Genomic DNA, 12,560 nt, shown 5'->3' on the forward strand with positions numbered 1-12,560 from the left:
TCTCTCCCCTCATGCCTCTCGTGATCTTCACGGGAGGGCTATGGACATGACATGCCGGGCTCCTTGAATCTGAGTCGACATCAGCGCCGTCCCCCTGCGCTCCCCACGCGCCCCGAAGCGCTCCTCCCCCCAAGGAGTTCGATTGAGCCGCCGAATACGGCACGTCCGAGGTCCCCGCCCCGCCACGGCCGGCATCGCCGCCGCCGGCGCGGCCCTCCTGACGGCCACCCTGGTCCCCGCCGCCCAGGCGGACGACCGGCCGACCCACGCCGCCGCCCTCGACAACGCGGCGGCGGCCCTCGCGGACCACGCCACGCGGCTGGGCCTGACCCCGGCGCAGGACACTGAGGTCCGCGACGTCGTCATCGACGAGGACGGCACCCAGCACGTCCGCTACGACCGCACCTACCGCGAACTCCCCGTTCTGGGCGGTGACTTCGTCGTCCACCTCGACCCCGACGGCGACTACCGGGGCGCGAACCGCGCGACGAGCGCCCCGGTCTCCCTCCCCACCGTCACCCCGGAGCTGTCGGCCCCCAAGGCCGCCGACCTGGCCGCGAACACGCTGCGCGCCGCCAACCCGGGCGAGCTGCTGAAGAAGCTCACCGCCAAGCCGGAGCTGGTGGTCGACGCGCTGCACGGCGCCCCGAAGCTGGCCTGGCGCACGAACGCGGCGGCACTGGACTCCGTCGGCAACCCGGTCGCCCGCACGGTGCTGACCGACGCGCGTACGGGCGCCCGGATCGACGCCTGGGACTCCATCGAGACGGCGACGGGCGACGGCAAGTCGCTGTACGGCGGCACGGTGCCGTTGGAGACGACCCGGTCCGGAACGTCGTACCAGCTCAAGGATCCGACGCGCGGCGGCACGTACACCGGTGACGCGGGGAACCGGACCGACCTGTGCCTCCTCACCGTCTGCCTGGTCCGGGCGCCCTCGACGGTGTTCACCGACGCCGACAACCACTGGGGCACGGGGGCGGCGGCCGACCGCGCCTCGACCGCGGTGGACGCGCAGTACGGCACGGACGTCACCTGGGACTACTACCAGGACGTCCACGGGCGCAGCGGCATCGCGGGCGACGGCAAGGGCTCGTACAACCGCGTGCACTACGGGACCGGGTACAACAACGCCTTCTGGGACGACGGTTGCTTCTGCATGACGTACGGCGACGGTGACGGGACGACCTTCGGCCCGCTGGTCTCCCTGGACGTCGCCGGGCACGAGATGTCGCACGGCGTGACGTCGTCGACGGCGGCGCTGACGTACTCGGGCGAGTCCGGCGGCCTGAACGAGGCGACCTCCGACATCTTCGGCACGCTGGTGGAGTGGCACGCGGGCAACTCCGCCGACGCCGGGGACTACCTGATCGGCGAGAAGGTCGTCCGGGCCGGTTTCGGCCGCGACGCGCTGCGCTACATGGACAGGCCGAGCAGGGACGGCAGTTCGGCCGACTGCTGGAGCACCTCGGCGGGCGACCTCGACGTCCACTACTCGTCGGGGATCGCCAACCACTTCGCCTACCTGCTGGCCGAGGGCAGCGGCACGAAGACCGTGGGCGGCGTGACCTACGACTCCCCCACCTGCGACGGCTCCACGGTCTCCGGGATCGGCCGGGACAAGCTGGGTGACATCTGGTACCGGGCGCTGACGGTCTACATGACCTCGTCCACGGACTACGCGGGCGCCCGCACGGCCACCCTGAGCGCGGCCGAGGACCTGTACGGCGCCGACAGCACGGAGTACGCCGCGGTGGGCGCGGCGTGGAACGCGGTGAACGTGGGCTGACCACCAGGTCCCTGTGCGCCCCGGCACCGGCCGGCATCCTCGCCGTGAGGGTGTCGGCCGGCGTCGTGTCAGGCGTCGTACGGGCGCTTCTCCTTCGCCTCCCGCAGGGCCCGCCCCCACCACACCAGTTGGTCCAGCATCGTCTTCGCCGCCGCGTCCGGTCCCGACGGGTCCCTGAGCCCGCCCTCGTCGTCGAACGACGCGCCCGCGTTGTGGAAGGAGACGGTGTCGCGGACGGTGACGGCGTGCAGCTCGGCGAAGACCTGGCGCAGGTGCTCCGACGCACGCAGGCCGCCGGCCAGACCGCCGTAGGAGACGAGGCCGACGGGCTTGGCCCGCCACTCCTCGAAGTGCCAGTCGATGACGTTCTTCAGGCCCGCCGGGAACGAGTGGTTGTACTCGGGCGTGAGGACGACGAACGCGTCTGCGCCCGCCAGTTTGGGGGTGATCTCTGCCAGCGCGGCGGTCGCCTCCGGGGTCGGGGCGAAGGTCGTGGGCAGGTCGGTCGCGGCGACGTCCACCACCTCCGGGACCAGGTCGTCGTGGGCCCGGAGGTGGCCCAGGAGCCAGTCGGCGACGACGGGGCCGAAGCGGCCGTGGCGGTTGCTGCCGACGAGCAGGGTCACATGGAGCGGAGCGGTCGTTGTGTTCATGCGGGGCAGCCTGATACCTCGACTTTGCTTGAGGTCAAGTCGTGGCATCGACGGGTCCGTCCTCAAGGCACCGGTCACCCGTTCACACCCGCGCCGCGCGCCCTTCGGGATCTTTTCCGGCGCGCCCCCGCCACACGCCGGTGACCTGCCGAAACGGCGTCCCGCGCGGGCCCGCCGGGACCGGGGCCGACACCCGTTCATCCCATTCCCGGCGCATCCTCGGGGAGCGGGGCGCGTCCGGTGCGACTTTCCTCGGTAGGGCAGGGGCCACCGAAGAGCTCAAAGGAGCACCGATGCGACGTACCGCCCGCCTGCTGACCGGTACCGCGCTCGCCGTCGCGGCCGTCGGCCTCGCCTCCCCGGCGCCCGTGTACGCCGGGGAGGCCGCAGCGACCGGTGGTCTGGAGGTGTACCCGTCCTCGGTCGTGCCGGGCGAGCCGGCCATGGTGACCACGGCGGCGTGCGGCGAGGGCGGTTCGGCGGCGGGTGACGCCAGCGCGGTGGGCGCCGGCGCGTTCCCGCTGGCGCCGGGCACGGACGAGGGCGAGGCGGTGGGCCGCTTCGAGGTACCGCCGAGCGCGCAGCCGGGAACGTACGAGATCGTCGCGACCTGTGGTGGGAGCGGCCTGCGGGTGACGGGCGACCTGGTGGTCACGCTGACCCCGGCCCGTGCGCAGGTGCACCCCAAGGGAAGCGTGAAGACGGGGGTCGGCGGTGCTCTTGGCCCCGACCCCGTGCAGACCGCGGCCGGTGTGGCGGCTCTGGCCGTCGCCGCCGCGGGCGGTACCTGGCTCCTGCATCGCCGGGCGAGAGGCGACGGGATCTGACGGGCACCCTCCGCTGCCCGTCCGCCGGTACCGCACTTCCCCACCCCCTCCGGGTCCGACGCCCCTCGCGGCCCGGAGGGGGCAGGGGCCTTCAGAGGGACCCGAGGGAGAGGGGACGTCATGCGCAGGGTCGGCAACACCGCGATAGCGGCCGTCACCGCGGTCGCCCTGGGCTCCGGGGCGTGGCTGCTCGTCGGCGGCGCCCAGGCCGGGGCCCCGCCTCAGCCGTCGGCCGCGCAGGCCCGCACCGGGCAGACCGGCGACGCCGCCGCGGCGCCCGCGCTGCCGCCCTCGCCGCCGGACCGCGTCCGCATCCCGGCGATCGGCGTGGACGCCCCGATGACGGGCCTCGGCCTGACGCCGTCCGGCAGCCTCGACGTGCCGCCCGCCGAGGAGGAGAACCTGGCCGGCTGGTACGAGGCCGGCACCACGCCCGGCGAGACGGGCACCGCGATCGTCGCCGGGCACGTCGACAACGCCGAGGGCCCCGCCGTCTTCTACCGCCTCGGCGCCTTGGAGAAGGGCGCCACGATCGAGGTCGACCGGCGCGACGGCGGCGTCGCGGTGTTCACGGTCGACGCGGTGGAGGCGTACGCCGCGAAGGACTTCCCCGACCAGAAGGTGTACGGCGCGGCGGACCGGCCCGAGCTGCGCGTCATCACCTGCGGCGGCGACTACTCACGCAGTACCGGGTACCAGGGGAACGTGGTCGTCTTCGCGCACCTCACCGGCGGCCGGTGAGCCGTTCAGCACGTTCGCCCTGCCCCACGCGCCGAGCGGCGCCAGCGCCTCGTTGAGGGCGACGCCCCGGGCGGTCAGCGAGTACTCGACGCGCGGCGGCACCTCGCAGTACTCCTCGCGGTGCACGACGCCGTCGGCCTCCATCTCCCGCAGCTGCGCGGCGAGCACCTTCTCGGTCACGCCCGGCAGCGCGCGGCGCAGCGCGCCGAACCGGTGCGCCCCTTCGCCGAGCGCCCACAGGATCAGCACCTTCCACTTGCCGCCGATCACGTCCATCGCCGCGTCGACCCCGCAGGCGTGCGCCCCCGGCCGCCGTACCGTACCCATACCCGTCGCCCCGTCCCCGCCCGCTGCCCGCTCGCTTCCACCGGAGTAACCACCCACTTCGAAGTACGTACTTGAGGGGCCGTCACTTCCCGCGGAGCCTTGTCTCCATGACTGACAAGACTTCCACCGCCCGTATTCCGCTCACCGTCCTCGGCGCCGGCGCCATGGGCACCGCCCTGGTCCGCGCCTGGCTCGCCGCCGGACACCCCGTGACCGTCTGGAACCGCACCCCGGCCCGCGCCGAGGCCCTCGCCGCCGACGGCGCGACGGTCGCCGCGAGCGCGGCCGGGGCGGTGGCCGCGAGCCGCCTGGTGATCGCCTGCCTGCTCGACGACGCCTCGGTCGGCGAGGCCCTGGACGGAGCCGACCTGACCGGGCGGGACCTGGTGAACCTCACCACCGGGACCCCCGCCGAGGGCCGCGCCCGCGCCGCGTGGGCGAAGGAGCGCGGGGCCCGCTTCCTGGACGGCGGGATCATGGCCGTACCGCCGATGATCGGGGACGCCGGTTCGGGCGCGTACGTCTTCTACAGCGGGTCCGCCGAGTTGTTCGAGGAGCACCGGGAGACCCTCGCCGTCCCGGCCGGCACGCGTTACGTCGGCGAGGACGCGGGGTTCGCGGCGCTGCACGACGTGGCGCTGCTGAGCGCGATGAGCGGCATGTTCGCGGGCATCACGCACGCCTTCGCGCTGATCGGCCCCGAGGACATCGCCCCCAAGGACTTCGCGCCGCTGCTGGTGTCGTGGCTCGGCGCGATGACCGGCTCCGCCCACCAGGCCGCCGACGAGCTGGAGAGCGGCGACTACGGCAAGGACGTCGTCTCCAACCTCGCCATGCAGGTGGCGGGCAGCGCGACGCTGCTGCGCACGGCCGAGGAGCAGGGGGTGAGCGCGGAGCTGCTGACGCCGTACACGGCGCTCATGGAGCGGTGGCTCGCCGAGGGTCACGGGGAGGAGGGCACGACCGGGATGGTGGAGCTGCTGGATCTGCGGCGGGGCCCGGCGATGGCCTAGGCCTTTTGTCTAGACCTATTGCCCTGCCGTGCTCCGCGGGCTACCTTTCCCGCAGTTCGGAGTAGTGCGCGTTTCCTTCGATTCCCTTGATGGGCAAGGCTGGAAGGAGCATGTCCGCATGCAGGACCGGAGTCTGTCCAGACGAACCGTTCTCGCCTCCGCGACCCTGGTCGCCGCGAGCGCGACGGGCGTCGTGGGTGTGACGGCCACCCCCGCGGTCGCGCACAGGCGCGACCACCGCCTCAAGAAGATCATCTCCAGGATGAGCGTCGAGGCGAAGGTCGGCCAGCTGTTCGTACCGTACTTCTACGGTACGTCGGCGACTTCTCCCAGCCAGTTCGACCAGGACCGCAATCTCAGGGAACTCGGCGTCCGCACCGTGGCCGAGCTGATCGCCAAGTACCACATCGGCGGTGTCATCTACTTCTCCGGCTGGGCGAACAACATCCAGGACCCCCGCCAGATCGCAGACCTGACGAACGGTGTGCAGCGGGCCTCCCTCGCCCTGCCCACCCCCGTCCCGTCCCTGATCTCCATCGACCAGGAGCACGGGGCCAACGTGCGCATCGGCAGCGGCGCCACCCAGCTGCCGGGCGCGATGGCGCTCGGCGCGGGCCGCTCGCTCCTCGACGCGCGCACCGCCGGACGGATATCGGGCACCGAACTCGCCGCCCTGGGCATCCACCAGAACTTCGCCCCGGTCGCCGACGTCAACGTCAATCCGGCCAACCCCATCATCAACGTCCGCTCCTTCGGCGCCGACGCCCGCGAGGTCGGCCGCATGGTGGCGGCCCAGGTGACCGGGTACCAGCAGGCCGGCGTCGTGGCCTGCGCCAAGCACTTCCCGGGCCACGGGGACACCGCGCAGGACAGCCACACCGGGCTTCCCGTGATCACCCACACCCGCGAGGAGTGGGACCGCGTCGACGCCCCGCCCTTCAAGGCCGCGATCGCCGCCGGCGTCGACTCGATCATGACCGCGCACCTCCAGGTCCCCGCGCTCGACCCCAGCAACGAACCGGCCACCCTGTCGCCCACGATCCTCCAGGGCGTGCTGCGCGACGAACTCGGCTTCGACGGCGTGATCGTCACCGACGCCCTCAACATGCGGGGTGTCCGCACCAAGTACGGCGACGACCGCGTGCCCGTCCTCGCCCTCAAGGCCGGCGCCGACCAACTGCTGTTCCCGCCGGACATCGACGTCGCCTACAACGGCGTCCTGGCCGCCGTCCGCAGCGGAGAGATCACCGAGGACCGGCTCGACGAATCGGTCCTGCGCATCCTGCGGATCAAGGACAAGGCCGGCCTGTTCGACGGCAGCCCCTACGTCTCTGCGAAGGTGGTCGACCGGGTCGTCGGTGCCCGCGGGCACCGGCTGGCCGCCGCCCGGATCGCCGAGCGCACCACCACCCTGCTGGTCAACGAGGACGAGGCGCTCCCGCTGCGCCGCGGGCAGCGGAAGCTGCTCGTGGTCGGCGCCGACCCGGCCTTCCCGACCGGCGACACCCGCACCACGGTGCCCGAGCTGGCCAAGGCGTTCGACGAGCTGGGCTATCGGACCACCCACCTCGCCACCGGCCGGGCGCCCGACGCGGCGAGGATCGACGAGGCCGTGGCCGCCGCGCGGGGACGGGACGCGGTGGTGGTCACCACCGACAACGTCGGCGCCACCAGCGCCCAGTGCACCCTGGTGTCCCGGCTGCTCGCGACGGGCGTCCCCGTCGTCCACCTCGCGGTGCGCAACCCCTACGACATCGCCCACCTCGGCGACGTCCCGGCCTCACTGGCCTCCTACTGCTGGACCGAGGTCGAACTGCGCGCCGCGGCCCGGGTGATCGCCGGCCGGGTCGAGCCGCGCGGCAAGCTGCCCGTACCCATCCAGCGGGCCGACGACCCGTCCGAGGTCCTCTTCCGCTCCGGGCACGGCCTGTCCTACGACGACGACAGGCCCTAGGCCACCCACTGCTCGTACGCCAGGTTCGCCACCAGCGCGAAGACCACCGTCAGCAGGACGACGCGGACGAACCCGCTGCCCCTCTTGAGGGCCGTGTGCGCGCCGAACATGCCGCCGGCGAGGTTGAAGGCGGCCATCAGGGCGGCCAGCTGCCACAGCACGGCGCCCTGCCAGGCGAAGGTGGCGAGGGCGCCCGCGTTGGTGCAGCAGTTGACGATCTTCGCGGTGGCGGAGGCGGTCACCAGGTCCAGGTGGAGGACGGCGGTGAGGGCCAGGACCAGGAAGGTCCCCGTGCCCGGGCCGACGAGGCCGTCGTAGAAGCCGATGCCGAGACCCGCGAGGCCGATCGCGGCGAAGATCCGGCGCCGGGTGACCGGGCCGGTGGCGGGGGCGGTGCCGAAGGCGGGGCGGAGGATCACGAAGGCCGCGACCGCGAGCAGCACCACCATGATCACCGGCTTGAGCACCTCGGTGCTCATCCCGGCCGCCAAGAAGGCCCCGCCCGACGACCCGGCCAGCGCCGCGAGGCCGATGCGGACGGCCACGCGGACGTCCACGGGCGCCTTGCGGGCGTAGGTCACCGCCGCGCCGGTGGTGCCGACGATGGCGACCGCCTTGTTGGTGCCCAGCGCGTGCGCGGCCGGCGTGCCGGCGGGGAGCCCGAGCAGCAGCGCCGGGAGCAGCAGGAGTCCGCCACCGCCGACCACGGCGTCGATCCAGCCGGCCGCGAGGGCGGCGAGGCAGAGCAGGATGACGGTGGTCAGCGATATGTCGGGCATGATCGCGAGCTTATGGACGGTAAGAATGTGCCGTCCATCGAGATGAGGGTCTTCTGAGGTTGCCGGCCGGTCGCCGGGGGCGTCTTCCGAAGTTCGCGGGCCGTCCCCCGCGCCCCTCACACCCACCCCCCGCCCCCGCTGAGGGCAGCGTTCCCCGCGGGAAACAGACGCGATGTCACCGGGTAACACCCGCACCGCACGCTCGTTGCCATGACCTCGAATACGCGTGTGGTGGTGATCGGCGCCGGACTGGCGGGCGTGACGCTCGCCCGGCGGCTCGGTGAGCTGGGCACGCCCGCGCTGCTGGTCGGCGACGAGGAGCACCGCCCGTACAACCGGGTGCTGCTCGCCGAGGTGCTGGCCGGCCGGTACAGCCCCGAGGTGATCGCCCTGCCGGCGCCCGCCGGGCTGCTGCGCGGCCGGGTCACCGGCATCGACCAGGCCGGGCGGACGGTCCGGTGCGCCGACGGCTCGGTGATCGCATACGACACGCTGGTCATGGCCACCGGCTCCAACGCCGTACTGCCGCCCCTGCGCGGCCTGTTCACCCCGGACCGCGAACTGCCCGAGGGCGTGCACGCGTTCCGGACGATGGACGACTGCCTGGGGCTGTCCAAGGCGGTACGGCCGGGGGCGCGGGCGGTCGTCATCGGCGGCGGGCTGCTCGGTGTTTCCGCCGCCCGCGCGCTGGCCGTGCGCGGCGCGCAGGTCGTCCTCGCCCAGCAGTCCGAGCGGCTGATGGAGCGCCAGCTCGACCCGGCGGCCTCCGCGCTCGTGCGGCGGCATCTGGAGGACCTGGGCGTCGAGGTGCACACCGAGTGCCGGGTACGGGACGTGCGCTCGGTCGGCGGTGCGGTGCGGTCGGTGGAGATGGCCGACGGGTACGCCCTCGGCGCCGACCTCGTCGTCCTCGCGTGCGGGGTACGGCCGCGCGTCGGCCTCGCACAGGCGGCGGGGCTGGAGGTCGCGAAGGGCGTGGTCGTCGACGACGAGCTGCGCACCTCCGACCCGCACATCCGCGCCGTCGGCGACTGCGCCCAGCACGCGGGACGCGTGTACGGACTGGCCGCGCCCGCCCTCGAACAGGCGGGCGCGCTCGCCGAGCTGCTCGCCGGGGACGACACGGCCGCCCGCTACACCGGCACCCGGTCCCTGACCCGGCTCACCCTCACCGGGCCCGGCAGCCCCTTCGGGCCCGACAGCCCCTTCGACCTCGCCGCGTTCGGCGAGACCGACCCCCGCCCCGGCGACGACGTCGTGCAGCTCGCCGACGCCACCCGGGGCACCTACCGCAAGGTCGTCGTCCGCGACGACCGGCTGGTCGGCGGGGTCCTGGTCGGCGAACTCGGCACCGTCGGCGCGCTCGCGCGCGCCTGGGAGGGAGCAGAGCCGCTCCCGTCCGACGGCGGCCCCCTGCTCCACCTGCTCACCAATGACGGAGGCTCCTGATGACCGCCACCCCGGGGCCCACCCCCACCATCGTGCTCGTCGGCCACGGCATGGTCGGCCAGCGCTTCCTCGAAGCGCTCGCCGAGCGCGGCCTGACCGCCACGCACCGCGTGGTCGTGCTGTGCGAGGAGCCGCGCCCCGCCTACGACCGCGTCCAGCTCACCTCGTACTTCTCGGGCAAGACCCCCGACGACCTGTCGATGACCGACCTGGCCTTCATCGACGAGCACAGCATCGAGCTGCGCGTCGGCGACCCGGCGGTGACCGTCGACCGGGACGCGCGCAAGGTGACCGCCCGCTCCGGGCTGGTCGTCGACTACGACGTCCTCGTGCTCGCCACCGGCTCCTACCCCTTCGTCCCGCCGGTCCCCGGCAAGGACGCCGAGGGCTGCTTCGTCTACCGGACGATCGAGGACCTGCTCGCCATCGAGGAGTACGCGAAGAGCGCGACGACCGGCGCGGTGGTCGGCGGCGGACTCCTCGGCCTGGAGGCGGCCGGTGCGCTCAAGGGCCTCGGACTCACCTCGCACATCGTGGAGTTCGCGCCCCGCCTGATGCCGGTCCAGGTCGACGAGGGCGGCGGCGCGGCGCTGCTGCGCACCATCGAGGGCATGGGCCTGTCCGTCCACACGGGCGTCGGCACGCAGGAGATCCTGGTCGACGACGCATCGGGCGCCGTCACCGGCATGAAGCTGTCCGACGGCTCCGAACTCGCCACCGACCTGGTGGTGTTCAGCGCCGGTGTCCGCCCTCGCGACCAGCTGGCCCGCGACTGCGGCCTGGCGGTCGGCGAGCGCGGCGGCATCAGCGTCGACGAGCGGTGCCGCACGGTCACCGACGCGCACGTCTTCGCGATCGGCGAGTGCGCGCTGGCGTCCGACGGGCGGGTGTACGGGCTGGTGGCGCCCGGGTACGAGCAGGCCGAGACGGCCGCCGCGACGATCGCCGCCCAGGAGGCTTCCTTCACCGGCGCCGACCTGTCCACCAAGCTGAAGCTGCTCGGCGTGGACGTGGCGTCCTTCGGCGACGCGCACGGCACCGCCGAGGACTGCCTGGACGTCGTCTACTCCGACTCCCGCGCGGGCCTGTACAAGAAGCTGGTCGTCGGCCGCGACGGCACGCTGCTCGGCGGCATCCTGGTCGGCGACGCGGAGGCGTACGGCACCCTGCGCGCCTTCACCGGCTCGGTCCCGCCGGTCTCCCCCGAGTCCCTGGTGCTGCCCGCCGGCGCCGGCGCCCCGGCCCAGCTGGGCCCGTCCGCGCTCCCCGACGACGCGGTGATCTGCTCCTGCCACAACGTCACCAAGGGCACCATCCGGGGCGCGGTGACGGAGCACTCCTGCACGACCGTGCCCGAGGTGAAGAAGTGCACCAAGGCCGGCACCGGCTGCGGCTCCTGCGTGAAGGTGCTGGGCCAGCTGGTCACCGCCGAGCTGGAGGCGAGCGGCGTCGAGGTCGACAAGGGCCTGTGCGGCTGCTTCGCCCAGACCCGCGAGGAGCTGTACGAGATCGTCCGCGCCCTGCGGATCACCTCCTACCGGGACCTCCTCGACCGGCACGGCCGGGAGGGCGCCCGGGGCGGCGACGGCTGCGAGGTCTGCAAGCCGGCCGTCGGCTCGATCATCGCCTCCCTCGCCCCGGCGATCGGCGCGAGCGGCTACGTCCTGGACGGCGAGCAGGCGGCCCTCCAGGACACCAACGACCACTTCCTGGCCAACCTCCAGAAGAACGGCTCGTACTCGGTCGTCCCGCGCATCCCCGGCGGCGAGATCGCCCCGGAGAAGCTCATCGTCATCGGCGAGATCGCCCGCGACTTCGGGCTCTACACGAAGATCACCGGCGGTCAGCGCATCGACATGTTCGGCGCCCGCGTCGAGCAGCTGCCGGTGATCTGGGCCCGGCTGGTGGACGCCGGCTTCGAGTCCGGGCACGCGTACGGCAAGTCCCTGCGCACGGTGAAGTCCTGCGTCGGCCAGACCTGGTGCCGCTACGGCGTCCAGGACTCGGTGCGGATGGCGATCGACCTGGAGCTGCGCTACCGGGGCCTGCGCTCCCCGCACAAGCTGAAGTCGGCGGTCTCCGGGTGCGCCCGCGAGTGTGCCGAGGCCCAGTCCAAGGACTTCGGCGTGATCGCCACGTCCAACGGCTGGAACCTCTACGTCGGCGGCAACGGCGGCGCCACCCCGCGCCACGCGGACCTGCTCGCCCAGGACCTGTCCGACGCCGAACTGGTCCGGCTCATCGACCGGTTCCTGATGTTCTACATCCGCACCGCCGACAAGCTGGAGCGCACCTCCACCTGGCTGGAGCGCATCCCGGGCGGCCTGGACCACGTGCGGGACGTGGTCGTGCACGACTCGCTCGGCATCTGCGACGAGCTGGAGTCCCTGATGCGGGCCCACGTCTCGCACTACCGCGACGAGTGGGCCGAGACCATCAACGACCCCGAGAAGCTGGCCCGGTTCGTGTCCTTCGTGAACGCGCCCGACACCCCCGACCCGGTCGTGGGCTTCGTGCCCGAGCGCGACCAGATGAAGCCCGACCTGCCGCTGCTGAACATCGGCCTGCGGCGCACCGAGGAAGACCTCGACAACGACCTCCTGGAAGGAAGCACCCGGCGATGACCCTGGCACCCGAGTCCCTGGCACCCGAGACGACCGACCTGAAGGTACGCCTGCGCCTGACGGACGACTGGTTCACGGCCTGCGACCTCGGCGCCCTGCTCCCGGGCCGGGGCGTGGCGGCGCTGCTGCCGGACGGCGGCCAGGTGGCCCTGTTCCGCGACCGGGGCGGCGAGCTGTACGCCATCGACAACCGGGACCCGTTCACCGGCGCGGCGGTCCTCTCCCGCGGCCTGACCGGCACCCACCAGGGCCGCCCGTTCGTCGCCTCCCCGCTGCTCAAGCAGCGCTTCGACCTGGCGACCGGTCAGTGCCTGGACGACGAGGCGGTGCGGGTGGAGACGTACGAGGTGAAGGCCGCCTGACCGCACCTTTGTTGACCGATCGTTTCAGAAAGGTCTAGGCTG

11 protein-coding genes are annotated in these 12,560 nt (G+C 73.1%); 8 read left to right on the forward strand and 3 right to left on the reverse strand.

Features of this window, described 5'->3' with window-relative positions:
- Nucleotides 1-142 precede the first annotated feature (142 nt).
- Entirely contained in the window at nucleotides 143-1,789 is a 1,647-nt protein-coding gene (locus ACFW48_RS01310; protein WP_386309278.1) for a M4 family metallopeptidase, read from the forward strand.
- Between the two features lie 68 nt (nucleotides 1,790-1,857).
- On the opposite strand, the gene ACFW48_RS01315 is transcribed toward ACFW48_RS01310, so the two are convergent.
- Nucleotides 1,858-2,442 carry an NADPH-dependent FMN reductase gene (locus ACFW48_RS01315; protein WP_386309279.1) on the reverse strand — a complete coding sequence of 195 codons (585 nt, stop codon included), beginning with the start codon at nucleotides 2,440-2,442 and terminating at the stop codon, nucleotides 1,858-1,860.
- A gap of 293 nt (nucleotides 2,443-2,735) precedes the next feature.
- Here ACFW48_RS01315 and ACFW48_RS01320 point away from each other — a divergent pair, with 293 nt between their 5' ends.
- Together ACFW48_RS01320 and ACFW48_RS01325 are read left to right on the forward strand one after the other, a co-directional pair.
- A complete protein-coding gene (locus tag ACFW48_RS01320) occupies nucleotides 2,736-3,269 on the forward strand; it encodes a hypothetical protein (RefSeq protein WP_386309282.1) in 534 nt (177 codons plus the stop codon).
- Nucleotides 3,270-3,389: 120 nt separating this feature from the next.
- The gene (locus ACFW48_RS01325) at nucleotides 3,390-4,010 is read left to right on the forward strand and encodes a class F sortase (protein WP_386309284.1); all 621 of its coding nucleotides are present in this window, start codon (nucleotides 3,390-3,392) and stop codon (nucleotides 4,008-4,010) included.
- Here the strand turns inward: ACFW48_RS01325 and ACFW48_RS01330 are convergent.
- On the reverse strand, nucleotides 3,948-4,337 hold the full coding sequence (locus ACFW48_RS01330; RefSeq protein ID WP_386309285.1) for a winged helix-turn-helix transcriptional regulator: 390 nt from the start codon (nucleotides 4,335-4,337) through the stop codon (nucleotides 3,948-3,950). The two genes, ACFW48_RS01325 and ACFW48_RS01330, sit on opposite strands and share 63 nt — an antisense overlap.
- Before the next feature lie 107 nt (nucleotides 4,338-4,444).
- Here ACFW48_RS01330 and ACFW48_RS01335 point away from each other — a divergent pair, with 107 nt between their 5' ends.
- Entirely contained in the window at nucleotides 4,445-5,350 is a 906-nt protein-coding gene (locus tag ACFW48_RS01335) for an NAD(P)-dependent oxidoreductase (RefSeq protein ID WP_386309286.1), read from the forward strand.
- Nucleotides 5,351-5,468: 118 nt separating this feature from the next.
- Nucleotides 5,469-7,304, forward strand: coding sequence for a glycoside hydrolase family 3 protein (locus ACFW48_RS01340; protein ID WP_386309288.1), 1,836 nt, complete (start codon nucleotides 5,469-5,471; stop codon nucleotides 7,302-7,304).
- Here the strand turns inward: ACFW48_RS01340 and ACFW48_RS01345 are convergent.
- Entirely contained in the window at nucleotides 7,301-8,083 is a 783-nt protein-coding gene (locus ACFW48_RS01345; protein ID WP_386309289.1) for a sulfite exporter TauE/SafE family protein, read from the reverse strand. The genes ACFW48_RS01340 and ACFW48_RS01345 overlap by 4 nt on opposite strands.
- A gap of 210 nt (nucleotides 8,084-8,293) precedes the next feature.
- Between ACFW48_RS01345 and ACFW48_RS01350 the strand changes: the two genes are divergently transcribed.
- The 3 genes from ACFW48_RS01350 to nirD are packed head-to-tail and all read left to right on the forward strand — an operon-like array spanning nucleotide 8,294 to nucleotide 12,518.
- On the forward strand, nucleotides 8,294-9,532 hold the full coding sequence (locus ACFW48_RS01350) for an NAD(P)/FAD-dependent oxidoreductase (protein ID WP_386309290.1): 1,239 nt from the start codon (nucleotides 8,294-8,296) through the stop codon (nucleotides 9,530-9,532).
- Entirely contained in the window at nucleotides 9,532-12,156 is a 2,625-nt protein-coding gene (nirB, locus tag ACFW48_RS01355; protein ID WP_386309292.1) for a nitrite reductase large subunit NirB, read from the forward strand. Before ACFW48_RS01350 ends, nirB begins: the two co-directional genes overlap by 1 nt.
- A complete protein-coding gene (nirD, locus tag ACFW48_RS01360) occupies nucleotides 12,153-12,518 on the forward strand; it encodes a nitrite reductase small subunit NirD (protein ID WP_386309294.1) in 366 nt (121 codons plus the stop codon). The genes nirB and nirD overlap by 4 nt, the downstream gene beginning before the upstream one ends.
- Nucleotides 12,519-12,560: the final 42 nt, after the last annotated feature.

It is taken from the genome of Streptomyces sp. NPDC058812, from assembly GCF_042744565.1.
Classification (GTDB): domain Bacteria; phylum Actinomycetota; class Actinomycetes; order Streptomycetales; family Streptomycetaceae; genus Streptomyces; species Streptomyces thinghirensis.

What these genes read in the sequence shown, in the direction of transcription:
- ACFW48_RS01335 (WP_386309286.1), top strand. Translation starts at nt 4,445, where the DNA reads ATGACTGACAAGACTTCCACCGCCCGTATTCCGCTCACCGTCCTCGGC.
- ACFW48_RS01345 (WP_386309289.1), bottom strand. Translation starts at nt 8,083, where the DNA reads ATGCCCGACATATCGCTGACCACCGTCATCCTGCTCTGCCTCGCCGCC.
- ACFW48_RS01325 (WP_386309284.1), top strand. Translation starts at nt 3,390, where the DNA reads ATGCGCAGGGTCGGCAACACCGCGATAGCGGCCGTCACCGCGGTCGCC.
- ACFW48_RS01320 (WP_386309282.1), top strand. Translation starts at nt 2,736, where the DNA reads ATGCGACGTACCGCCCGCCTGCTGACCGGTACCGCGCTCGCCGTCGCG.
- ACFW48_RS01330 (WP_386309285.1), bottom strand. Translation starts at nt 4,337, where the DNA reads ATGGGTACGGTACGGCGGCCGGGGGCGCACGCCTGCGGGGTCGACGCG.
- nirB (WP_386309292.1), top strand. Translation starts at nt 9,532, where the DNA reads ATGACCGCCACCCCGGGGCCCACCCCCACCATCGTGCTCGTCGGCCAC.
- ACFW48_RS01315 (WP_386309279.1), bottom strand. Translation starts at nt 2,442, where the DNA reads ATGAACACAACGACCGCTCCGCTCCATGTGACCCTGCTCGTCGGCAGC.
- nirD (WP_386309294.1), top strand. Translation starts at nt 12,153, where the DNA reads ATGACCCTGGCACCCGAGTCCCTGGCACCCGAGACGACCGACCTGAAG.
- ACFW48_RS01350 (WP_386309290.1), top strand. Translation starts at nt 8,294, where the DNA reads ATGACCTCGAATACGCGTGTGGTGGTGATCGGCGCCGGACTGGCGGGC.
- ACFW48_RS01340 (WP_386309288.1), top strand. Translation starts at nt 5,469, where the DNA reads ATGCAGGACCGGAGTCTGTCCAGACGAACCGTTCTCGCCTCCGCGACC.